Origin of the sequence: Gemella cuniculi DSM 15828 (assembly GCF_000425665.1) — a bacterium.
Taxonomy (GTDB): domain Bacteria; phylum Bacillota; class Bacilli; order Staphylococcales; family Gemellaceae; genus Gemella; species Gemella cuniculi.
The window spans coordinates 25,926-48,327 of record NZ_AUDW01000018.1 but is presented as its reverse complement, the minus strand read 5'-3'; the positions used below and the strand labels follow the sequence as shown (position 1 = coordinate 48,327).

At 28.6% G+C, this 22,402-nt stretch carries 18 protein-coding genes; 15 read left to right on the top strand and 3 right to left on the bottom strand.

Features of this window, described 5'->3' with window-relative positions; genetic code table 11:
• The first annotated feature begins 22 nt into the window (after positions 1 to 22).
• Positions 23 to 841: an SIR2 family NAD-dependent protein deacylase gene (locus tag H612_RS0102415; protein WP_027130008.1), complete on the top strand. Its 819-nt coding sequence runs from the start codon at positions 23 to 25 to the stop codon at positions 839 to 841.
• Positions 829 to 1,584, top strand: a complete 756-nt coding sequence (locus H612_RS0102410) for a protein-ADP-ribose hydrolase (RefSeq protein WP_027130007.1) — start codon at positions 829 to 831, stop codon at positions 1,582 to 1,584. The genes H612_RS0102415 and H612_RS0102410 overlap by 13 nt, the downstream gene beginning before the upstream one ends.
• 798 nt (positions 1,585 to 2,382) lie before the next feature.
• On the opposite strand, the gene glpK is transcribed toward H612_RS0102410, so the two are convergent.
• A complete protein-coding gene (glpK, locus tag H612_RS0102405) occupies positions 2,383 to 3,879 on the bottom strand; it encodes a glycerol kinase GlpK (protein WP_027130006.1) in 1,497 nt (498 codons plus the stop codon).
• A 191-nt stretch (positions 3,880 to 4,070) separates the two neighbouring features.
• A complete protein-coding gene (locus tag H612_RS09850) occupies positions 4,071 to 4,211 on the bottom strand; it encodes a hypothetical protein (protein WP_156882776.1) in 141 nt (46 codons plus the stop codon).
• 383 nt (positions 4,212 to 4,594) lie between these two features.
• On the opposite strand from H612_RS09850, the gene H612_RS0102395 reads away from it, so the two are divergent.
• The 10 genes from H612_RS0102395 to H612_RS08955 all read left to right on the top strand — a co-directional run bounded on the left by H612_RS0102395 (position 4,595) and on the right by H612_RS08955 (position 17,132).
• A complete protein-coding gene (locus H612_RS0102395; protein WP_027130005.1) occupies positions 4,595 to 5,005 on the top strand; it encodes a hypothetical protein in 411 nt (136 codons plus the stop codon).
• A gap of 2 nt (positions 5,006 to 5,007) precedes the next feature.
• Positions 5,008 to 5,736: a peroxide stress protein YaaA gene (gene yaaA, locus H612_RS0102390; RefSeq protein ID WP_027130004.1), complete on the top strand. Its 729-nt coding sequence runs from the start codon at positions 5,008 to 5,010 to the stop codon at positions 5,734 to 5,736.
• Positions 5,737 to 5,782: 46 nt separating this feature from the next.
• Positions 5,783 to 6,370 carry a flavin reductase family protein gene (locus H612_RS0102385; RefSeq protein WP_027130003.1) on the top strand — a complete coding sequence of 196 codons (588 nt, stop codon included), beginning with the start codon at positions 5,783 to 5,785 and terminating at the stop codon, positions 6,368 to 6,370.
• 373 nt (positions 6,371 to 6,743) lie between these two features.
• Entirely contained in the window at positions 6,744 to 10,025 is a 3,282-nt protein-coding gene (locus H612_RS0102380) for a DNA polymerase III subunit alpha (RefSeq protein WP_027130002.1), read from the top strand.
• 124 nt (positions 10,026 to 10,149) lie between these two features.
• Positions 10,150 to 11,112 carry a 6-phosphofructokinase gene (gene pfkA / locus H612_RS0102375; RefSeq protein WP_027130001.1) on the top strand — a complete coding sequence of 321 codons (963 nt, stop codon included), beginning with the start codon at positions 10,150 to 10,152 and terminating at the stop codon, positions 11,110 to 11,112.
• Between the two features lie 119 nt (positions 11,113 to 11,231).
• Complete coding sequence (gene pyk / locus H612_RS0102370; protein WP_027130000.1) at positions 11,232 to 12,677, top strand: pyruvate kinase; 1,446 nt, start codon at positions 11,232 to 11,234, stop codon at positions 12,675 to 12,677.
• 1,043 nt (positions 12,678 to 13,720) lie between these two features.
• Complete coding sequence (locus H612_RS0102365; RefSeq protein ID WP_084167231.1) at positions 13,721 to 13,993, top strand: autorepressor SdpR family transcription factor; 273 nt, start codon at positions 13,721 to 13,723, stop codon at positions 13,991 to 13,993.
• The gene (locus H612_RS0102360) at positions 13,980 to 14,600 is read left to right on the top strand and encodes a DUF1648 domain-containing protein (RefSeq protein WP_027129998.1); all 621 of its coding nucleotides are present in this window, start codon (positions 13,980 to 13,982) and stop codon (positions 14,598 to 14,600) included. The genes H612_RS0102365 and H612_RS0102360 overlap by 14 nt, the downstream gene beginning before the upstream one ends.
• Positions 14,601 to 14,808: 208 nt before the next feature.
• On the top strand, positions 14,809 to 15,186 hold the full coding sequence (locus H612_RS10215) for an ABC transporter ATP-binding protein (protein WP_245570435.1): 378 nt from the start codon (positions 14,809 to 14,811) through the stop codon (positions 15,184 to 15,186).
• A gap of 14 nt (positions 15,187 to 15,200) precedes the next feature.
• Entirely contained in the window at positions 15,201 to 17,132 is a 1,932-nt protein-coding gene (locus H612_RS08955) for an ABC transporter ATP-binding protein/permease (RefSeq protein ID WP_245570436.1), read from the top strand.
• A gap of 395 nt (positions 17,133 to 17,527) precedes the next feature.
• Here the strand turns inward: H612_RS08955 and H612_RS09500 are convergent, their stop codons facing one another.
• Positions 17,528 to 19,822, bottom strand: coding sequence for an LPXTG cell wall anchor domain-containing protein (locus tag H612_RS09500; RefSeq protein WP_027129997.1), 2,295 nt, complete (start codon positions 19,820 to 19,822; stop codon positions 17,528 to 17,530).
• A 533-nt stretch (positions 19,823 to 20,355) separates the two neighbouring features.
• Here H612_RS09500 and tadA point away from each other — a divergent pair.
• From tadA to H612_RS0102335, 3 genes are all read left to right on the top strand, one after another.
• Positions 20,356 to 20,814 carry a tRNA adenosine(34) deaminase TadA gene (tadA, locus tag H612_RS0102345; RefSeq protein ID WP_027129996.1) on the top strand — a complete coding sequence of 153 codons (459 nt, stop codon included), beginning with the start codon at positions 20,356 to 20,358 and terminating at the stop codon, positions 20,812 to 20,814.
• Between the two features lie 386 nt (positions 20,815 to 21,200).
• Complete coding sequence (locus H612_RS0102340; RefSeq protein ID WP_027129995.1) at positions 21,201 to 22,016, top strand: methyltransferase domain-containing protein; 816 nt, start codon at positions 21,201 to 21,203, stop codon at positions 22,014 to 22,016.
• A gap of 50 nt (positions 22,017 to 22,066) precedes the next feature.
• The gene (locus H612_RS0102335; protein ID WP_027129994.1) at positions 22,067 to 22,345 is read left to right on the top strand and encodes a hypothetical protein; all 279 of its coding nucleotides are present in this window, start codon (positions 22,067 to 22,069) and stop codon (positions 22,343 to 22,345) included.
• Positions 22,346 to 22,402 lie beyond the last annotated feature (57 nt).

Below are 22,402 nucleotides of genomic sequence, written 5' to 3'. Positions count from 1 at the left end.
TTAATGATCGGAGATGTTTATAATGAAAAATAATATAGAACTAGCAAAAAAACTAATACAAGAAGCGGATGTTGTCTTAATTGGTGCGGGAGCTGGGTTATCAACGGCAGCGGGGCTTTCTTATGATGGCGAGAGATTTGAGAAAAATTTTAGTGAATTTATAAAAAGGTATGGAATGAATGATATGTATTCAGCGGGTTTTTATCCTTTTGAGACTTCAGAGGAAAAATGGGGATATTGGAGTAAACACATTTATCTAAATCGTTATGAGGATAATGGTTTAGAGTTATATAGAAAACTTTTTGATGTTGTTAAGGAAAAAGAATATTTTATTATTACTACTAATGTTGATAGTCAGTTTGAAAAAGTTGGATTCGATAAGCAGAAAATTTTCGAAGTACAAGGTAACTACGGAGAGTTTCAGTGTTCAGCACCATGTCATGATGAAGTCTATAATAATAAAGACCAAGTATTTAGAATGTTAAATGAACAAAAGAATTTAAAGATACCTAGCGAATTAATACCAAAGTGTCCTGTCTGTGGAGATGAAATGACTACGCATTTAAGAGTGGATAATCTTTTTGTTGAAACCAAACATTGGCATAAGCAGATTGATGCATACTATAATTTTTTGGAAAATAACAAAGATAAAAAAATAGTAATGTTGGAGCTTGGTGTAGGTTTTAATACTCCGACAATTATACGATTTCCGTTTGAGAGATTGAACAAAATATTATCCAAAGCAACTTTAATAAGGGTCAATAAAGAAAAATTTGAAGTGGAAAATGTTACATTAATAACTGATAATATGAGTGAGGTGTTTGAAACATGGAAAAGTTAGATTATTTAATAAAAACATTAAATCCTAATGAAAAAATACCTAAAAGTCTTGAAGAAAAAGAGTGGTTATTAAGAACGCTTATGAATATATGGGAGCCTAAAGATTTATCAAAAGAATTTTTTAGTATACAAGATAGTTATCTTCAAGAGAAATTATTGGAAAGAAAAATTACAAACATTTCAAATTTAAAAGAGATACAACCTAATATATACCTTTGGCAAGGGGATATAACAACTTTGGAAGTTGATGGGATAGTAAATGCTGCGAATAAGGCATTGCTTGGATGCTTTGTACCTCATCATAGATGTATAGATAATGCAATACATTCACAAGCAGGCTTGCAACTACGTTTAGAGTGTTTAGAGTTAATGAAAAAGCAAAATCATTTTGAGAAAACTGGAGAAGCGAAGATAACTAATGGATATAATCTTCCTGCTAAGTACGTCATTCACACAGTTGGACCAATTATTTATAGTAGTGTAGAAGATAAAGATAAAAAACTTTTGGAATCTTGTTATAAAAGCTCTTTACAGCTTGCGGTTAAAAATAATCTAAAAAGTATAGCGTTTTGTTGTATAAGCACAGGAGAATTCAGATTTCCTAATAATCTTGCAGCAGAGATTGCAGTAAAAACTGTTAAAGATTTTTTAGAAGAAAATTCGACACAAGATTTAAAAGTAGTTTTTAATGTTTTTAAAGATAGTGATAAAGAAATTTACACTAAATTGTTGGAAAAGAAGTAATTAATATTTATGTACGTGGCTTTAGTAGTTAAGTTAAATTTTTAAAACGGGGATAAAATTCTATTTAATAATTAAATATTTTAATTTCAATTTAATTATAATTTAAACTTTTTTTAAGCCTTGTACTATATAATAATAATCAGAACAAGACTTTTAATATTTTTTTCATAATATAGGCTCATCTATTAGATGGGCTTTTCTCCTGTAATTTAATACGAGAAAAAAAAGAAATTAAAAGTTAAGATTCTGATCTAGCTCTCAAAACTTTTTTAAGTTTTGAGAGCTATTTAAAATTGAAATGTGATCAAGAATGGTAATATCTATGTAAAGTAAAAATATAATGAAACTAATAATGAAATTAATGACACGGAAATGGAAGAGGAGAACTAATGGATTAATGGAGTTATTTTTTTGAATAGTAAAATCAGAGATGTTTTATGGACATTGGGGAAACAAGTATGAACTTAAAGAAATAGAATTATAATAAACAGATAAAAAAAAGATTAAATAGATTAAGTTCAGTAAACTGCAGATTAAAATATAAAGGAACTGAATATGCAGTTTAAGTTTTATGACTATTTGTCAAAGGTTTTACTTCCTTTAAACCTTTGACAAATACATCTTAAAATCTAGATCACACTTTAGGGAGTGAAACACCCTAAAAGTAATAAGATTTATTTAATTTAAAGTTGAAATTTTTTATTAATTATAGTTATTACATGTTTTGCCTAAATTTTGTGGGGCATTACATTATAAAAATGCCTTTTATTTTTAACACTACACAACAACTTTTATTTATTATTCTTCAGCAAATACCTGCGTAGCTTTTATTGCTTGTTTCCAACCTTTGTAAAGTTTTTCACGTCGTTTGTTTTCCATATTTGGAACAAAAAGTTTACCTGCAGAATTTAGATTTTTTACTTCATCAATATTTTTCCAATATCCAGTAGCTAGTCCTGCAAGAAAAGCTGCCCCAAGTGCAGTAGTTTCTAAATTTTCAGCTCGGGCAATTTTCACACCAAGAATATCAGCTTGAAATTGAAGTAAATAATCATTATGGGCTGCACCGCCATCGACTTTTAATAAGGGTATCTCAAGTTTTGTATCTATTTTCATAGTATCTATTATATCTCTAACTTGATAAGCTATTGATTGTAAAGTAGCTTTTACTAGATCTTCTTTAGTTGTACCTCTTGTTAAGCCGAATATAGTTCCACGAGCATTTGGATTCCAATAAGGAGCACCAAGTCCAGTAAATGCAGGAACAAGGTAGACTTCATCATTGTTTTTAGAATCAAAGGCAAGTTCTTGTGTTTCTGAAGATGATTTTATCATTTTTAATCCATCACGTAGCCATTGAATGGCACTACCTGCGATAAAAATTGAACCTTCTAATGCGTAGTATACTTTTCCATTTATTCCATAGCCAATAGTAGTTAATAAATTATTTTTAGAAAGTTCCATATTTTCTCCAGTATTCATGATAATAAATGAACCAGTGCCATAAGTATTTTTAATCATACCTTTATCAAATGCAAGCTGCCCAAATAGTGCTGCCTGCTGATCACCAGCCATTCCGCTAATTTTAACTTCTCCTCCATAAAAGTGATAGTCGATCGTTGTTCCATAAATTTCAGAATTGGATTTTACTTCGGGAAGAAGTTTTTCGGGAATGTTTAGAAGAGTTAGTATTTCTTTATCCCATTTAAGATCACGAATATTATACAGCATTGTTCGTGCTGCGTTTGTGTAATCTGTAACATGTGTAGCCCCACCTGTTAATTTCCATATAAGCCATGTATCGATTGTTCCGAACAATAATTCTCCTTTTTCAGCTTTTTCTTGAGCCCCCTCTACATTGTCTAAAATCCAACGTATTTTTGTTGCAGAAAAGTAAGCATCAATCACAAGACCAGTTTTTTCATGAAACATTTTTTGGTGACCATCTTTTACCAATTTATCGGCAATAGAGGCACTTTGGCGACTCTGCCACACTATCGCATTATAAATTGGTACTCCTGTTTTTTTATCCCAAATAACTGTTGTTTCTCTTTGATTAGTTATTCCAATACTTTCAATTTGATTAGGTTTAATACCACTTTCTATAAAAACTTCTGCGATGACTGATTGAACAGAATTCCAGATTATATTAGCATCATGTTCCACCCAACTCGGTTTTGGGAATATTTGAGGGAATTCTTTTTGACTGCTCGCTACAATTTCTGCTTTTTTATTAAAAATTATTGCTCTTGAGCTCGTTGTTCCTTGATCAATTGCCATTATATATTTTTCCATACTTCACCTCGAATAAATTTGTCAATATTATTATATCATTTTTTGTAACTTAGATGATACAGTAATGTTGGAAAATTTGTTCTTAATTTACTATTCTCTCTTTTTCAAAAATAAATCGCTAGCAAAGACTAGCGATTTAAAGTTATCATTTTTTCTTTAGAAAGGTTGCTTCACTGTTATCAAAAGAAATTTTAGGTAACTATTCTAACAAGACTAGGTGAATGTTGAGCAGTATCTAATTTTTCACAAATTATAATTGTTGATAACAGTATTGTAAGTATAAGAATTATTAATAAAATTATAATTTTGTCTAAACTTTCTTTATTTTTCATAATTACCTCACTTTATTAAAATTAGTATAATGATATAGAAGATGAAGTTGTTATATCAATCGCATCTAGTCCACTTCCTGCATTGTAGTAGCCATAGCGCCAAGTTTATCAAAACACCAAGTAAGAATTCTAGACTTCTTACGATTAATACAGACTATAGTCTATCTGTAACTATAGTATAACAAAAAAAAGAAAGCAATGTAAAAATTTTTATATAAAATTAATATGAAAGAATAAAGAAATTTTCTATAAAAATCATAATACGGGTCTTGCTTATTATTAGCGTTTTTCTTTATTTTTTTATAAAATAGATATAATAATAGAAATAAAAACAAGACTTTGTTGAAAAATAAGTATTAGCTTAATAAAAAAGGAGAAGTAAAATGAATAGTTTACAGCAGTCTTTAGTACAACTTTTAGAAAAGTTAGAAAACAAAAATATTTTGAAAAAAGAAAAAATAAATTTGGATAAATTTAAAACAGAAGAATTGGCAAAATATATACAAAAACGTTTTAAAATAGAATATCCAGAAATAGAAGTGCATCGTCTTTTGGAAAAAGTTCATTATGCTAATACATATGAAGATGAAACTTTAAAAGAGGTAGCTTTTTTAGTTGATGAAATAAGTGAGTATATGTTTAAATTAGAAATTGCTAATCGGGATTTTGTTGTTGGATATTTCAATACGCTTATTATAGATCCAACAATTGAACCTACAGAATACAATTTCGTCTTGATGGAAATAAATAGTTTAATAGAAAATAGCTTTGTAGAAATACTAAAAGAGGATTAAAGATGAAAATTTTAATACCGACAGCGAAAGAGTTGAATAAAAAAGCTGTAGCAGTAGAAAAAGTGGGATTAAGCGAAAAAACTAAAATTATTATAGAGGAAATAGCTAGTAAGAGTTCTGGGGAACTGGCAAAAATATATAAAATAAAAGAAGAAAAAGCTAAAATAGAGCTAGAAAGATGGGGAAGATTAGCAGGTAAACAAAACAAAAATTACAAAGCATTAGAATTATTTAATGGGCTGATGTACCGAAATATTGATAAGAAATCTTTCAATAAAGAAGATGAGGTTTATATTAAAGAAAATATTTTTATTACATCTTCTTTGTATGGAATAATAAATGCTTTCGAACCTATAGCAGAGCATAGATTAGATTTTTTACAAAATATAAAGGTAAACGATCAAACATTAAAAAGTTTTTGGAAAGAAGACTACGATAGAAGCGTAGGAGATGAGAGCTTAGTGATATCATTGTTATCAAGTGAGTTCGAAGAAGTGTTCTCTAGAAAAGTTAGAGACAAATTTATAAAAATAAATTTTATGGAAGAAAAAGATGGTGTGTTAAAGGTTCACTCAACGATTTCCAAAAAAGCACGTGGGAAATTTTTAACACAATTAATAAAAAGAAAAGTAAGAACTATTGAAGAACTTAAAAAAATCGACTTCGATAATTTTAAATATCAAGAAGAATTTTCGAAAGAGAGAATTTTAGTTTTTGTAGCAGAAGGATAAAACTTTATTGGTTTTAAATTTAAATTAAATAAAAAGGAAAATGGCAATGAAACTAGAAATAGAAACAAAAAAATTATATTATGGATTTCCTGTTATTTTAATAGGATATAAGGATAGTAAGTGGAGATATAATATTACGACTTCCAGTTCATCTTATTCGTTAGGAGATATGATTACTGTAGGAATAACTAAGAGCAGCAATGCAATAAAAAATATAAAGGAATATGGAGAATTTACAATTAATATTCCATGTCAGGAAATTTTAAATAAAGTAGAAATGGCAGGATTTCATTCTGGGCAAAATAAGATAGGTATGGCGGATATGACGTATGATTTAGGAAAATATGTGGACGCTCCTGTGTTAGATGAGTGTTTGCTTGGGATAGAGTGTGTTGTTGACAAAATTGTTGAACATGGTGAGTATGCTAATATTATCGGGACTATAAAACGCAGGGTTGTTTGTGATGAAGTTATAGATGAAGAAGGCAAATTAAAAAGTAAAGAATTTGATCCAATTTATTTCTTAGGTGATGAACATCAAAGAATTTATCGTTACTTCAACAAAGAAGAAAGTAAAGTTTTAGGTGAAAATATGGGGTGTTCTGCGGATGAAAATGAAATAACATGTGGTTAAAATTCAGATAATAAAGAATATGAAACAAGAAGGTCTGGTTCAATCTAAAAGCCTAAAATTCTACTAACTATAATATAGAAGCGGTATTTTTCAATTTTAAAATGCATTTTTATAAAGTAAGTAAATTTAAAATTTAATAAATTTAGTAGGAATTTACTGGTTTGTTTGTTTCACAAGATGTGAAGATTAAATTTTTTTTAAAACGAAATACTCTTGTGAAACTTTATACACCTTTTTGATTCTTTATAATCAATGATATAAGCTTTTTGGGAGTGACTTAACAAAACGTTTTTCATAAAAATCATAATTTTTGAGCCACTCCTTGCTATATTTTCTAGATACTAATGATTATAAAAAGAAAGGAGGAAATATTATGACTTATTATAATTTACAGGTGCATAGTGCGTATGATTTATTAAATAGTACGATAAAAATTGATGAACTATTTAGTAAGTTAAAAAAAGATAATCAGCAAGCGGTAGTTATAACAGATCCAAACATGTATGCAGCGATAAAAGCTGAAAAACAAGCACAAAAAACAAATATAAAATTGATTCATGCACTAGAGGTGAAACTAGGGTATGGAATTAATTTTTTGAATTTTAATATTCTATGTAAAAATAGCAAAATGTTTTATAAACTCCTAGAAATTTCAACAAAAATAGCTAGCCAAAAAGAGATGTTGTTAGAAAATTTTTTAATTGATATGCAAGATTATAAGGATGATTTTACAATTATTTTGGTTGATGAATTGCGTGATAGCATGGAGTTTTCTTATTTAATGCAACTGCTAGAAGGTTTTAATTTTTATTTTGGGTTTAATGAGAATTTTGATTATAGTCTTTATCAATATTATGAAAATACAGTTTACACAAGACCAAGTTATTATTTAAACAAAGATAATTATCAGCAGGTGGTTGTTAGTCGTGCTATAAGGGATAATTCTAAATTGAATATAAGAGAGCTTACGGCAACGATAGGAGACGATTTTGTTAAAATACAAAGTGATTTTAAAGAATTGTTGGATACCATTGAGAATAAAGATTATCGATGCGTGTTAAAAAAATCTTTAGAGCAACAAGAAAGTATTATAAAATATTCTAATTATAAATTGGATTTTACAAGTTATCATTTGCCAAAATATGTTTTTGGTAGTAATGAAGATATCTATAACAATCTAACTTCAAAAGAATACTTACACTATTTGGTACAAAAAGGTGCAAAGGAAAAGTTAGAAGGCAAAGACCCATATATTTATAAAAGAAGATATGATTATGAATTGAAAATTATTGATGAGATGGGTTTTAATGATTATTTCTTAATAGTATATGATTTTGTGAAATATGCTAAAGATAATGGGATTTTAGTAGGAGCAGGGCGTGGAAGTGCAGCTGGAAGTTTAGTCTGTTATTTATTGAATATAACAGAAGCGGATCCTTTAGAGTTTAATCTTCTTTTTGAAAGATTTTTGAATAAAGAACGTATTTCTATGCCTGATATAGATATAGATTTTCAAGATACAAGACGTGATGAAGTTATAAAATATGTTGAGGAAAAATATGGAGAAGATAAAGTAGCACAAATTATTACTTTTACTACATTCCAATCAAAAAGTGCTGCAAGAGAATCTGCAAGAATTTTGCAGTTCAGTGATGAAACTTTAAAATTCATAAGTAGTAATATTAGTTCTACGAGAACATTACGAGAATGTTATGAAATATCTGAATCGCTTAGAAATTTCGTTAATTCAAGTAACCAAAATAGAAGATGGTTCAAAGTAGCACTAAGTTTAGAAAATTTACCAAAAAATCCATCAGTTCATGCAGCAGGGGTAGTAATTAGTGATCATAACCCGTTAATAAATTATACTCCACTAGCGGTATCGAATATGACGAAATATATCACTCAATGGACGATGGATGATATAGAAAATGTAGGATTACTAAAAATAGATTTTCTTGGTATTAGATATTTAACTATGGTATCCAATATTGTTTCTGCTATAAGAAAAGAAAATCCAGATTTTGATATAAATGCGATAGATTATAAAGATAAAAATGTCTATAATCTATTTGCAGAGGGAAGAACAGAGGGGATTTTTCAATTTGAATCAAGTGGTATGAAAGAAAAGTTGCGTTTGTTAAAACCAACAGAGTTTAATGATATTGTTGCAATGAATGCACTTTATAGACCAGGTCCAATGGCACAAATAGAAACATATGTACGTAGAAAACATGGGTTAGAAAAAGTTAATTATCCTCATGTTAATTTAGAAAAAATATTAAAAGATACTTATGGAGTAATTGTTTATCAGGAACAAATAATGCTTATTGCAGTGAATTTTGCACATATGACACTTAATGAAGCGGATAATATGAGGCGAGCAGTGAGTAAAAAGAAAAAAGAAGATTTGGAATATTATGGTAAAATCTTTATAGAAAAGTCAGTCTTAGCTGGCTATAATATTGACACAGCAAAAAAACTATTTGATTTGATAGTTACTTTTGCTAATTATGGGTTTAATAAAAGTCATGCAGTTGTTTATAGTATGTTGGCATATAGATTAGCGTATTTAAAAGTTTATTACACAAAATATTTTATGACTGCACTTCTAAACAACGTAATTAATAGTGAGAAGAAGATAAATGAATATAAACAAGAATTAACAAATTTGGGGATAAGGTTAGTAAAACCAGATATAAATGTTAGTCTTGGAGAATTTAGTGTTTATAAAAACGATATTGTTTTTGCGCTAGTTGCAATAAAAAATGTTGGATATCGTAGCAGTTATGAAATAGTGCAGGATAGATTGAAATTCGGTAAATACACAGATATTGATGATTTCTTAAAAAGAATGAATAAAAAAGTAGATTATCAAGCAGCTGTTTCGCTAATAAAAGCAGGTGCACTAGATAGTTTTGGATATAATCGTGCAACACTTATAAAAAAAGTAAAAGATTATTATGAAGATACTAGACAATATATTAATAATGTTAGGGTTGCATTATCCGCAGAAAGTGGTTTAACTTTAAAAGTAGAGGAAATAGAGGATTATCCAATCCAAGAAAAAATAAAAATGGAAAAAGAAGTTACAGGAACTTACTTTTTAAAACATCCTGTACAAGTAGAAAAAGAAAGATATTCTTACCTTCCGCTTCAATATATAGGTCGAGAATTGGCTGATAGTTATGTAGAAATAATAACCAAAAAAGAAATAAAAACAAAAAATGGAGATTACATGGCATTTCTTACGGTTAATGATGGGAAAAATGATTATGATGTAACAGTATTTCCTAGCGTTTATAAATATGCTAATACTTTTATAAAAGTTGGTAAATTTGCTGTGATGACTTTGAAAAAACAATTACGAAATAATAGAGAACAATATATCTTGGAAAAAATAACAAATTTGAAAAATTATAATGAATATTGTCTAAATAATATAAAAATTATTTATATTATTTCTGATAAAAAAATAGTTAGCTTAATTGATAAGTATAAATCTGATTCTTCAGGCATAAAAGTTATATCTTTATTAAATAATACTTCAACGCAAGGAGTAACAACTTTCATAAAAAATGAACAAGATTTTGTTCATAAATTTTTGGAACAGTTTTCAAGAAACCGTATTAAAATAGCATACACAGAAGAATAATTAAAAAAACAAACAAAAAACAAACAAAGATGTTTTTTTACTAGAAAAAAAGCTAAAAATATGGTATTGTTGATAAGTAAATCTAAAAATATTAATTAAAGCTAATGGAAGAAGGTAAGACTATATGAAAAAAATAGCAGTTTTAACAAGTGGTGGCGATGCACCTGGAATGAATGCAGCGGTGCGTGCAGTTGTAAGAACAGCAATTTATAATGGTTTAGAAGTTTACGGCGTATACCAAGGATATAAAGGTTTAGTAGAAAATAATATAAAAAAATTAGAAGTAGGAGATGTTGGTGGAATAATTAATCGTGGTGGAACAATGCTTTATTCTGCACGTCTTCCAGAATTTGCTAACCCCGAAGTAAGAAAAATAGCCATAAAAAATCTTGAGGCTCTAGGTATTGATGGACTTGTAGTAATAGGTGGAGATGGTTCATATCGTGGAGCAATGGCATTAAGTAATGAAATGAAGATTAAAACGGTAGGTATTCCAGGAACTATTGATAATGATATTTGTTGTACAGATTACACAATAGGTTTTGATACTGCACTTAATACTATTGTAGATGCAATCGACAAAGTTCGTGATACTGCTTCAAGTCATGAACGTGCATTTATTATTGAAGTAATGGGGCGTAATGCAGGAGATTTAGCTTTGCTTGCTGGGATTGCAGGAGGAAGTGAAAGTCTTTTAATCCCTGAGAAAAAAGAAGATATTAGTGAAATTGTAGCGAGAATAAAAGCTGGAGAAGATCGTGGGAAAAAACACTCAATTATTGTTTTAGCAGAAGGAGTAATGGGTGGACAAGAATTAGCAGCTAAGTTAAAAGAACTTACAGGAGAAGAAATCCGTGCTACGATTTTAGGACATATCCAACGTGGAGGAACTCCATCGGCAATGGATAGAGTTTTAGCATCACGTCTTGGTAATTATGCTGTTCAATTACTACTTGCTGATGAATCAGGAAGAGCAGTTGGTATTCAAAATAATAGATTAGTAAGTACAAAATTTGAAGATGTATTTAGTAATGTTCACGAAGTAGATTTATCTATTTACGAAGTTTCAAAACAACTTTCAATCTAGTTTTTTATTTGAAATGTAATTTGTTGGAAATTATGAAAATAAAAAAGAAATTATTTGAAAACGCACTGAAAATAAGATAAAATAACTATTAAGGATAAAACTAAGAGGTAAAAAATAATATGATACAGAAAAAAACAAAAATAATTTGTACAATCGGGCCTAAATCTGAGTCAAAAGAAAGACTTACAGAAATGGTTGAGTTAGGAATGAATGTATGCCGTTTAAACTTTTCACATGGAGACTATTCAGAGCATGGAGAAAGAATTAAAACTATAAAAGAAGTTAGAGAAGAAACAGGAACAAACTTAGCCATTTTGTTAGACACAAAAGGTCCTGAAATTAGAACTAACAACATGGAAAATGATGCAATCATCTTAGAAACAGGAAAAGATGTTGTTGTGTCTATGACAGAAGTTTTAGGGACACCAGAAAAATTCTCTATCACTTATGGAGAATTAGTGCATGATGTTAAAGCTGGAGATACTATTTTACTTGATGATGGATTAATCGGGCTAACAGTAAAAAGTGTTGATAAAAATGAAGGATTAATTTTTACAACTGTACAAAATGGTGGAGTGCTTAAAAATAAAAAAGGTGTTAATGTTCCAGGTGTTTCTACTAAATTACCAGGCATTACTCCTAAAGATGAAGAAGATATTCGTTTTGGATGTAAACAAGATATTGACTTTGTAGCAGCATCATTCGTTCGTACTAAGGAAAATGTTTTGGAAGTTAGACGTATTCTAAAAGAAGAAGGTTGTGAACATGTTCAAATTATTCCTAAAATTGAATGTCAAGAAGCTATAGACAATATTGATGAGATTATTGAAGTATCAGATGGTATTATGATAGCTCGTGGTGACCTTGGGGTAGAAGTTCCAGCAGAAGAAGTACCGATTATGCAAAAATCTATTATTTCAAAATGTAATGCAGCAGGGAAATTCGTAATTACAGCTACACAAATGTTAGATTCAATGCAAAAAAATCCACGTCCTACTCGTGCTGAAGTATCAGATGTAGCTAATGCGATTTATGATGGAACTGATGCGATTATGTTATCAGGTGAATCAGCAGCGGGGGCATATCCAATCGAATCAGTTCGAACAATGGCAACTATCGCTAAACGTACAGAAGAGATGCAAGACTATTCACGTATTCTAAAAGATCGTTCAAGAAAAATAGTATCTAAAGATATTACAAATGCAATAGGAGTGTCAGTGGGATATACGGCTTTAAACTTAGACTTACATACTATTGTAACTTACACAGAATCTGGGCAAACAGCAAGACTAATTTCAAAATATAGACCAAATGCTGCAATCTTAGCAGTAACTCCGAGTGAAAAAGTTGCACGTGGATTAAGTTTAGTTTGGGGAGTAGATGCAAAAGTTTCTTCTCAAGTTAAATCAACAGATGAAATGTTAGAAACAGCAAAAGAAATTGCAGAAACCTCTGGTTATGCATCTAAAGGAGATGCAATTGTAATTACTGGAGGAATTCCAGTAAATACAGCGAGAAGTAATGTAGGATGCACAAACTTCTTAAAAGTATCGGTAATTGATTAATAAATAATAAAAAACCTTGAAATTTACTTAATTTCAAGGTTTTTTAATTTAAGAATGGTAAAAATAAATTATTTGTATTTTGATGTGAGGAGCTTATCTCTTGTTCGAATTTAGGGATCATATGCATCATTATTTATTTTATAAATATCTTGTGTGGATAAGAACTTTAATAAAAACTTCACATGACATAAACAAAAAACAGCCTATAGAAGACTGTTTTTCGTTATATGAACACAAAATAAAATTTAGGGCAAATTGTTATTTTGTAGTGAGCTAGAGAAATCTAGCGTTAAATTAAAAGTTTATTGTTAAAAGTTTTAACAATCAAAAGTTATTTATTAGCAACATGATTAAGAAGTTACAATGTTGCAGTTTGAAGGCATAATGAAAAAATACCTTTAGCTAATTTTAACGGTAATTAAAAATTACTGTGTGAAAAGATAAACACAATCTTTTAATCTATTGACTCTTGCGAAAGAAAGTTATCGCTTATATTTTGATTTTATAAACGACAAGATTTTATTTATTACACATTCCTCCAGGGAAAATAACTAAAAATTAATATAAACAAAACAAAGGTTAAAATATTTTTAGTTAAAATCTTTAAAAATGTATGAAAATTATACTTTTTTATCTTTGAGGTATTGTACAATTATTTTCAATTTTATTTTATCAAAAATAGGAAAAATGTCAATAGTATGATATTTCTATATGCTGAAAAAATTAAGAAATATATTCGTAGATTTGTATAAAGTATTATTTTTTAATATCTAAAAAAATAAATATTATCTAATAAATTATAAATTTTCAAGTGATTTGTACAAACTCATAGATAGTAATATTTATTTTGAAATAAGACTATAAAAATAAATTTTCAGATCAACTTATACCAAGTTATATAAAGGATGGAAAAAGTTTTCAATAGCTATTTAGAAAATTTTCGAAATAGTTATTGACTTTTTTGGGAAATAGGTGTATATTCTATTTAGATAGTTATCGAAATAGAATTGCAATTTTTTTAAATGGAGGTGGAAAACTTGGGAATGAGTGAAACGTTAAAAGCTATATCAGATCCTGTTAGAAGAAATATTTTGGAGCTGTTAAAGGAAGATAGAAAATCTGCTGGTGATATTGCAGGAAAATTTAATTTGTCAGCTGCAACTGTATCGTATCATTTAACTCAACTAAAAAAAGCGGGATTAATAATGGAAACAAAGTATAAAAATTTTGTTTATTATGAATTAAATGCCAGTGTTTTTGAAGAAGTGTTGATGTGGATATATGAATTAGGAGGAAAAAAAGATGAGAGTAGATAAAAAATTTTTAATAGTAAGTATGGTTATATGTTTATTACCAATAACTATGGGATTGTATTTTTATAATGAATTACCTAGTAGTATGGCTGTTCATTTTGGAGTAGATGGTCAACCAGATAGATTTATTAGTAGAGAACTTGGGGTTGTAATGTTACCTATTTTCTTAGCGATGATTCAATTAATATTAGCCGTAAGTGTAGATTTAAAACAAACTGCCAAAAAAGGTAGGGCATTAATAAAGAGCATCTTACCAATTTTTAGTGTTATTTTCCAAAGTGTGCTAATTATTTATGCAATTAGAGGAAATGTTGAGATAGCAAAATTAGTGATTTTTATAATAGGAATTTTATTTATGGTATTAGGGAATTACATGCCGAAAAAAGAGTTTTGGGGAAATTATAATATAAAACTTTTTGGATTGGAAAAAAATATAAACGAACAAAAAGTAATAAGAGTTTATTCGAAATTTATGTCCTTCAGTGGTTTTGTAATTTTTTGTAGCGGACTATTCAAGTTGATTGTTTCAATAGTTATAATTATTGTTTTTGCGGTATTATCTGTTATTTATCCATTCTACTTAGCTAAAAAATATAAAATTATTAATTAATTATTCTAATATTTACAATTAGAAATATAGTTTATATTTAACCGTGGATCTTTTATTATCCTAAGATAATGATAGGTAAAAGGATGTGTTTGATATAAATTTAAATTTTAACAATATTATTATAGAAACTAGAGATATTTAAAGTCTATATTAACTAACGTGATTATACTAGTAGGAATTATAAAGTAAAGTCAGAGAGGGTAAGATAATGTTAGAATTAAAAAATATTATTAAAAAATATCGTACTGGCGATAGTGATGTAGAAGTACTAAAATCTGTAAATATATCCTTTAGAAAGCATGAATTTGTTTCAATACTTGGAGCTAGTGGTAGTGGTAAGACTACACTTTTAAATATTATTGGAGGATTGGATAAGTATACTTCTGGTGACATGCTTCTTATGGGACGTTCTACTAAAGAATTTACAGATCGAGATTGGGATAGTTATCGAAATGGGACGATAGGATTTGTCTTTCAAAGTTACAATCTAATTTCGCATCTGAGCGTTATAGAAAACGTTAAGTTAGCAATGTCTATTTCAGGAGAATCAAATAAAGAAGCTGATGAAAAAGCAAAAAAGTACTAAAAGATGTAGGACTTATTGATCATTTATATAAAAAACCAAACCAGTTATCTGGCGGTCAGATGCAAAGAGTGGCAATAGCTCGTGCCTTGGTGACAGATCCAAAAGTTATTTTGGCAGATGAGCCAACAGGAGCATTGGACAGTAAAACTAGCGTTCAGATTATGGAATTAATTAAAGAAATAAGTAAAGAAAAGTTAGTTATAATGGTAACACATAATCCAGAGCTTGCTAAAGAATATAGTGATAGAATAATTCGTGTTAAAGACGGGGAAATAAAAGAAGATACAAATCCTTATGCTTTAGAAAAAGAAAATCAAAAAGGATATTCTCTAAAGAAAACAGCCATGTCTTTTGGTAATGCTATAAAATCGAGTTTTAAAAATTTGTTAACGAAAAAATTTCGTTCGTTAATGACTACTGTAGCTAGTAGTATTGGGATAATTAGCATCGGACTTGTTCTTTCTATCTCATCAGGAATGGATAAGTATATTAGTACTATGCAAAATGAAAATTTATCCAGTATGCCGATAACAATTAGTGCTAATCAAGTAAATTTTGGAATAGGTGAAGAAACAAATTCTTCAAGTTCAGATAAAGAAAAGTTGGTGCCAAAATCAAGACGAGATGTACATAGAAATCTTTATGAAATAGATGCATTAGGAAATGGTGAAACATTTATTAATTATATTCAAAATAATGCGAAAAATTATTATTCGACGATAAGATTTACTAAAGGATATAATATGAAAGCCTTAACAAAAAATTCTAGTAGTGGTGAGGTAGCTGAAGTAAAAGAAGCAGCGAGTAATATTGTTGGGGACAACAGTATTTTTGGAGAACTACCGACAGATAAGAATTTAATACTAAATCAGTATGAAGTTGTAAAATCAGAAAAACAAAATTTTGAGTATCCAACTGGTAATGAAATAGTGTTATTTACAGCTAAAAATAATGAAATAGATAAAAATGTTTTAAAAGCACTTGGATTTAATGAAAACTCAGAAGTTAAGTATGAAGATGTAATAGGTAAAGAATTCAGCATTGTAGATAATAACACTTATTATTCAAAAGTAGAAGATAGATTTTTCCCAGCAACAGTTGATGAAAAAATGTATAATGCTGGGACTAAAGTAAGAGTTGTAGCAGTTTTAAAAGCAAAAGATAGTTTTACAAATCCACAAACTTCACTAGGTTATACAAAAGAATTGCAAGATGCTATATTAGATAAGGAAAAAACTTCTGATATAGTAGTTGCACAAGCAAAAAACAAGACAAAAAATATTCTGACTAATGAAAAGATGACAGAAGATGTGGCTAATGAAGTTTTATCAAAATTAGGAGCGGAAACTTCTCCAAGTTCTATCTTAATTTATCCTAAGACATTTAGTGATAGAGATGAAATAGCAAAAACTATAAGTGAATATAATAAGAAAATAGCAGATAAATATGGGCAAATGAGTGCAGATTATAGCAAATATAGCATAACTTATTCTGATTTAGCTAAACAAATGACAAGTATTATGTCACAAATGATTGATACAATTACATTAATTTTAACAGCATTTGCTGGGATTTCTTTAATCGTATCATCAATTATGATTGGAATTTTGACCTATGTATCTGTGGTTGAGAGAACGAAAGAAATTGGTATCTTAAGGGCTATTGGAGCACGTAAAAAAGATATTACAAGAATATTTATCTCAGAAGCTGGACTTATTGGTCTAGTGTCAGGTGTGTTAGGAGTGGTAGTTTCAGCTTCACTAGCTGCACCGATTAGTAAAGCTATAGCTAAAGCATTAAAAATAGATAGTTTTAACGCAGGGTTATCCATGGAATATGCAGTAGGTCTAATAGCGTTAAGTATTATTCTAACTTTAGTAGCTAGTATAATTCCATCAAGAATAGCTGCGAAAAAAGATCCAGTAGAAGCGTTAAGAACAGAGTAGAAATTTAGATAAAGAAGTAAAAATTCTAAAAAAATATGAAATTAAAGAGCATAGAAGTTATGGGAATATAATTTCTATGTTCTCTTTGTTTGTGTATATATTGAATCTTTAAGACAGAAATTCATAATTTATGACTTTATTTAATTTTAGAAGGTGTTTTATAAAAGGAAAATTACTAAAACAGTTTAGTACCATGAGGGGATATTTTTATCGCAAGTTTTACTTTTGTGTTTTTTTGTTCTAGTAAATATTAATATTAAAAGAATGTGCAGATATGAATGTTGAAATATTTGAATAGCTAAATCTAGAATATAATTAATTTAAGGAGTTTAGTGGTATAAATAAAAAAGTAAGGAGCTGATATAATCATCAGCTCCTTTTTAGAGAATTGTTTTTTAACGTTTAACCTTTCTGCTAGCCAAGGTACTAAGTAATACCAAAATTCCAGCAAAAGTTGTATTAGCAGCAGAGTTACCAGTATTAGGTAGTTTGGTTGCTTTAGTATTTGTGCTGTGTGCGTTGGTATTAGGCTTCTCAGCTTTCTTAGGTGCTTCAGCTTTCAGTTCATCGACTTTCGGCATGTTGCCTTTAGGATTTTCAGTTTTAGGTTGATCGACTTTTGGCATATTCCCTTTAGGTTTCTCATCTTTAGGTTGATCGACTTTTGGTATGTCACCTTTAGGATTTTCAGTTTTAGGTTGATCGACTTTCGGCATGTCACCTTTAGGCTCCTCAGCATTAGGTTGATCGACTTTCGGCATGTCCCCTTTAGGTTTCTCATCTTTAGGTTGATCGACTTTCGGCATGTCACCTTTAGGCTCCTCAGCATTAGGTTGATCGACTTTCGGCATGTTACCTTTAGGCTCCTCAGCATTAGGTTGATTGTCCTCTTCATATACTAATGCATAACGAGAGAAGTGATCAGTTTTAAAAGTAATAACACTATTAAACTCTCCATCAATAGGATCACGTTTTTCTAATTGTCCTAAATTATTTATGTAGTAAATAGCGATTACTTTTTTACCACGTTCCTTAGGTAGTGTGACTGTGAAATCACCTTTTAGTTTTACTACTTCTTTTCTGTAAATATTAATAAAGTTAATGTCGTATACATCAGCTTTTTTTCCGTTTAACGCAGGGATGGTGCTAGAATCTATTTTTTGAACATCAAGTTTAAGATCAGCAAAATTCATTCCAGAAATACGAACTTTTTCATCTTTTGTTGCAATCGTGTAGTGAGGGTTAGTTGTAGAAATCGTTCCTTTATCTACAACATTAAGGTATTCTACTAGGTAACAAGTTCTATGATCATAAGGGAATTTACCAACTTGCTTGTTTTTTATAACAATAGGGAAAGTTTCTATATCGTATTTATCGCTGTTTACTAAACCTACCATATAGTCAACACCTTCTCTTAAATTTACTTTTACTATTCCATTTTTGCTTGTAGCACGAATAGTTTCGTTGTTACTAACAAATTCAAAAGTTAATTCATCTTTTAAAACTTTTCCTTTGTAAGCCACTTGCATAGTAGCTTCAACAGATTCTCTTTGTGGCTCTACATAATCTTTATCTTTTTTGATTAATTCGAAGCTATCGATATATCTTTCATAAGGATCGTCCATATCAATTGGATAGTGATTCATAAATGCGTAGATACGACGATGCTTCATACCGTAGTTATCGTTTTCTTTTAAGTACACTTCATACTCATCGTCAGCTATTAGCTCTATTTCTGGGAGTTTTCCATCTTCAGAAGTAAACTCTCCTGCAGGTTTTTGTTTAGAAACATTAAAGAAGACAAAAGTTAATTTGTCTTTGATAGTTTCACCTTCAGGATTTTTAGAGTCAACTAACTTCATTTTTTTAATTTTTACTTTTTGTTGATTAGTTTCATCACAACCACAATCTTCTGAGTTAGAATCTTCTTTGTTAGTTGGATTATTTGGTTGAATAGTAGAAGAAGTATTTTTTTTCTTTAAGTCTAAACTTACTACTAATTCCCCATTATCATCACGATAAGGTGTTCCATCTTTAATAGTAAAAGAAAAACTATCCATATTATATTTAGAGTTATCCAATAATTTTACTGTATAACTTGTATTTTGTTTTAGTTTTGCACCTACTTGACCTTCGTCATTGTCAGAGGTAATAGTTTCATCATTACTTTTGAATTCGAATTTTAAGTTATCTGTTACTTCATCTTTTCTGTCTAAAACAGCAAGAAAAAGAGTGGTTCTTTTTTCATTTATTTTATTAGAATTATCAGCCTCATCTGTTGTTGAATTATCAGATTTTTCTGTTTCAGCAGAGGTGATTTTACTCACATCTAAACTAAGAAGCATGTCGTTATTATCATCGCGATAAGCTATACCGTCTTTAATAGTAAAAGAAAAACTGTTCATAGAATATGTATTATTTTTTTCTAGGCTAACGGTATAACTAACCTCTTCTTTTACCTTTTTAAAATCGATATATCCTTCTTCATTTGTGGCTTGAATAACGTGATTACTTCCGTCATTGCTAATTAGTTTAAAACTAATTGGTTCTTCAACGGGTTCTCCATTTTCTAAAACCATAGGTGAAAAAGTTCTTTCACCAGCTTTAACTATATTTTTTTCATATATTGCTACAGTGCATAGCAGTAACGTAAATAAAAATGTTATAAAAAATTTTATTTTCTTATTCATTTTTACTCCTCCTCATAATATTTTTTTCAAAGTTATTATAACACACAAGAAAGGTTATTAGTAGGGAGGTGTTGCTCGTTGGAGGAAGTGAGAAAACTAATATTTTAGTATAATGAATTTTTAAAAACATATTTGTAGAAAAATAAAGAAGATTTCAAGTTGTTATAATAATTGTTTTTTTATCAAAATTTATTTTTTTAAAATTACTATTAATAAATCCATTATTAATATATTCTAGACTATAATATTTTTTTTAATAATTGAATGTAGTTATCATTTGAAAGTTTTGTAATTACTGATTTTAAAGTAATTGACATAAATAAATTTAGCTTTTATAATAGGAGAATATAAGAGGATTTGAAAAAATTTCTTTAAGTATGTAGTAATAGAACTCATCTATGCTTTTTTTTGTTATTTTTATTTTAAGATGTTAAAAATAACAAAAAAATTTAACTTTAATAATCTTTTATTTATTGTATGTTTAGAGTAAGAATTGTCATTTGGGTGCTAAATAGATTTGAGAGGATATTGATATGAAAGAACATGAATATTATATGGAGTTAGCTTTGGAAGAAGCACGGCGTGCTTATAAAAAAGGGGAAGTTCCAGTAGGAGCTGTTTTGGTGATTGATGGAGAAGTTGTAGCTAAGGCACATAATACTCGTGAGCATAATCAGCAAGCGTTGAATCATGCAGAACTTCTTGTAATAAAAGAAGCATGTGAGAAAATAGGTTTTTGGAGATTAGATAATAGTTTTTTATATACAACTGTTGAACCTTGTGTTATGTGCAGTGGTGGGATTGTTCAAGCCAGGGTAGAGAATGTGATTTTTGGGGCAGCTGATTCTAAATATGGTTGTTGTGGTAGTTGTTTTAATCTAGTGAATACTAAAAAATTTAATCACAGAGCTAATGTTATATCTGGAATTTTGGAAGAAGAATGTTCTACACTTATGAAAGATTTTTTCAAAGAACTTAGAGAAAAAAAGTAGAGCGTGCAACTTGAATTATAAATATCAAAATAAAAATTTTGTACTTGAAGGGCTAATGTTAATTAAGTAAGTCAATTCAAAGATGTAAAGTAATAAATTTTATAAATTTGGATGATGTTTAAAATTTATCATTTGCAAGTTGTATTTTAATTATAAAATACTGAAAAAAAATAATAAATAAAATTTTCAAACGATGATTTTTATAGCGAATATAAAGATGTCGTTTTTGTTTTTAAAAAACATATTATATAAAGGTTTTAGATAAGAAAAATAAAGTTTATTAAAAAACTGAAAAAAGCGAAAATTTATAATGTTTTTTTATGTTATCACTATCTTTATCTTATGTTATTTGATACAATTAAGTAAGAAAGTAAAAGAGGAACTTTATGCGAATAGAAAATGTTATAAACAAATTTAATCAAGAAAAAATTTATTTGTGTCCAAAGTGTATGAGTAATGCAGAAATAAAAAATATTAGTTTAACTTGTGGTGAAAAGCATAGTTATGATTTTTCTAAAAAAGGTTATTTACATTTGATTAATAATTACAGGAAAACAAAATATAATGAGGAATTATTCTTAGCAAGAGGAATTATTTTTAAAAACAATTTTTATAAAAAGGTATTAGAGTGTTTGGGAGAATTAATAAGCAAGTATTCTAAAGATATTGTAGTGGATATTGGATGTGGTGAGGGATATTATATTAAGGAATTAAAGAGATTATTCCCTGAGAAATATTTTTATGGACTTGATAATAGTAAAGATGCTATAGAGTTAGCAACAAAAGATGATAAACGCAATCCCTATATAATAGCAAATTTAGCCAAGCTGCCCTTTCGATCTAATAGTATTTCATGTATTTTAAATATTTTGACACCAGCTAATTATAATGAATTTTTTAGAGTTTTGGGCGATAGAGGGTATTTGATAAAAATTATTCCTAATTCTAATTATTTAAGAGAGATTAGAAGTATTACCAAAAATAAAACATATACTAATGATGATACAATTAAGCTAATAGAAGATAATTGTAAAATTGTGGAGAGAATTAAAATTTATGAAACTTACCAACTTGATGAATATTTGGCTGAACAGTTTTTAAAGATGACTCCATTAACATTTTCTAAGGATATATCAGTAGATGATATCAAAAATTTAAAAACCATAACTATAGATTTAGAAATCTTAGTTTGTAAAAAATAAAATTTTAATAATTAAGATAAATTTTTTAAAAGTATAAAGGGGGAATTTTTATGAATATAAAAAATTATGATCGTGTTATAGAGGTTAAAAAGCATGAGAAGCAACCATGGTATAAAAAATGCTTAGAGTTTTCTATAGAGAGTAATATGGAATTTATGTCAGAGCTTTATGACAGTAAAAAGAATTATTATCTCTGTGAAAAAGAACAAAAAGTTTATCTTGTGGATAGTGATAACCATAAAAATGAAATATCTTGGATAGATTTAACAAAGTTTGTTGAAGTGGAGATAGAGGATTTCATATACAGAAAGTATAGAGAGTTAAAGTAAATTGGCAATTAAATAGATATTAAATATTGTTTTAAAAATAAAATGGATATACATAAG

Excerpts from the sequence above, each read along its gene's own strand:
- H612_RS09500 (WP_027129997.1), bottom strand. The coding sequence starts at position 19,822 with ATGAATAAGAAAATAAAATTTTTTATAACATTTTTATTTACGTTACTG.
- H612_RS0102395 (WP_027130005.1), top strand. The coding sequence starts at position 4,595 with ATGAATAGTTTACAGCAGTCTTTAGTACAACTTTTAGAAAAGTTAGAA.
- yaaA (WP_027130004.1), top strand. The coding sequence starts at position 5,008 with ATGAAAATTTTAATACCGACAGCGAAAGAGTTGAATAAAAAAGCTGTA.
- tadA (WP_027129996.1), top strand. The coding sequence starts at position 20,356 with ATGAAAGAACATGAATATTATATGGAGTTAGCTTTGGAAGAAGCACGG.
- H612_RS10215 (WP_245570435.1), top strand. The coding sequence starts at position 14,809 with ATGTTAGAATTAAAAAATATTATTAAAAAATATCGTACTGGCGATAGT.
- pfkA (WP_027130001.1), top strand. The coding sequence starts at position 10,150 with ATGAAAAAAATAGCAGTTTTAACAAGTGGTGGCGATGCACCTGGAATG.
- H612_RS0102380 (WP_027130002.1), top strand. The coding sequence starts at position 6,744 with ATGACTTATTATAATTTACAGGTGCATAGTGCGTATGATTTATTAAAT.
- H612_RS0102365 (WP_084167231.1), top strand. The coding sequence starts at position 13,721 with ATGAGTGAAACGTTAAAAGCTATATCAGATCCTGTTAGAAGAAATATT.
- glpK (WP_027130006.1), bottom strand. The coding sequence starts at position 3,879 with ATGGAAAAATATATAATGGCAATTGATCAAGGAACAACGAGCTCAAGA.
- H612_RS09850 (WP_156882776.1), bottom strand. The coding sequence starts at position 4,211 with ATGAAAAATAAAGAAAGTTTAGACAAAATTATAATTTTATTAATAATT.
- H612_RS0102410 (WP_027130007.1), top strand. The coding sequence starts at position 829 with ATGGAAAAGTTAGATTATTTAATAAAAACATTAAATCCTAATGAAAAA.
- H612_RS0102335 (WP_027129994.1), top strand. The coding sequence starts at position 22,067 with ATGAATATAAAAAATTATGATCGTGTTATAGAGGTTAAAAAGCATGAG.
- H612_RS0102340 (WP_027129995.1), top strand. The coding sequence starts at position 21,201 with ATGCGAATAGAAAATGTTATAAACAAATTTAATCAAGAAAAAATTTAT.
- pyk (WP_027130000.1), top strand. The coding sequence starts at position 11,232 with ATGATACAGAAAAAAACAAAAATAATTTGTACAATCGGGCCTAAATCT.
- H612_RS0102415 (WP_027130008.1), top strand. The coding sequence starts at position 23 with ATGAAAAATAATATAGAACTAGCAAAAAAACTAATACAAGAAGCGGAT.
- H612_RS0102360 (WP_027129998.1), top strand. The coding sequence starts at position 13,980 with ATGAGAGTAGATAAAAAATTTTTAATAGTAAGTATGGTTATATGTTTA.
- H612_RS0102385 (WP_027130003.1), top strand. The coding sequence starts at position 5,783 with ATGAAACTAGAAATAGAAACAAAAAAATTATATTATGGATTTCCTGTT.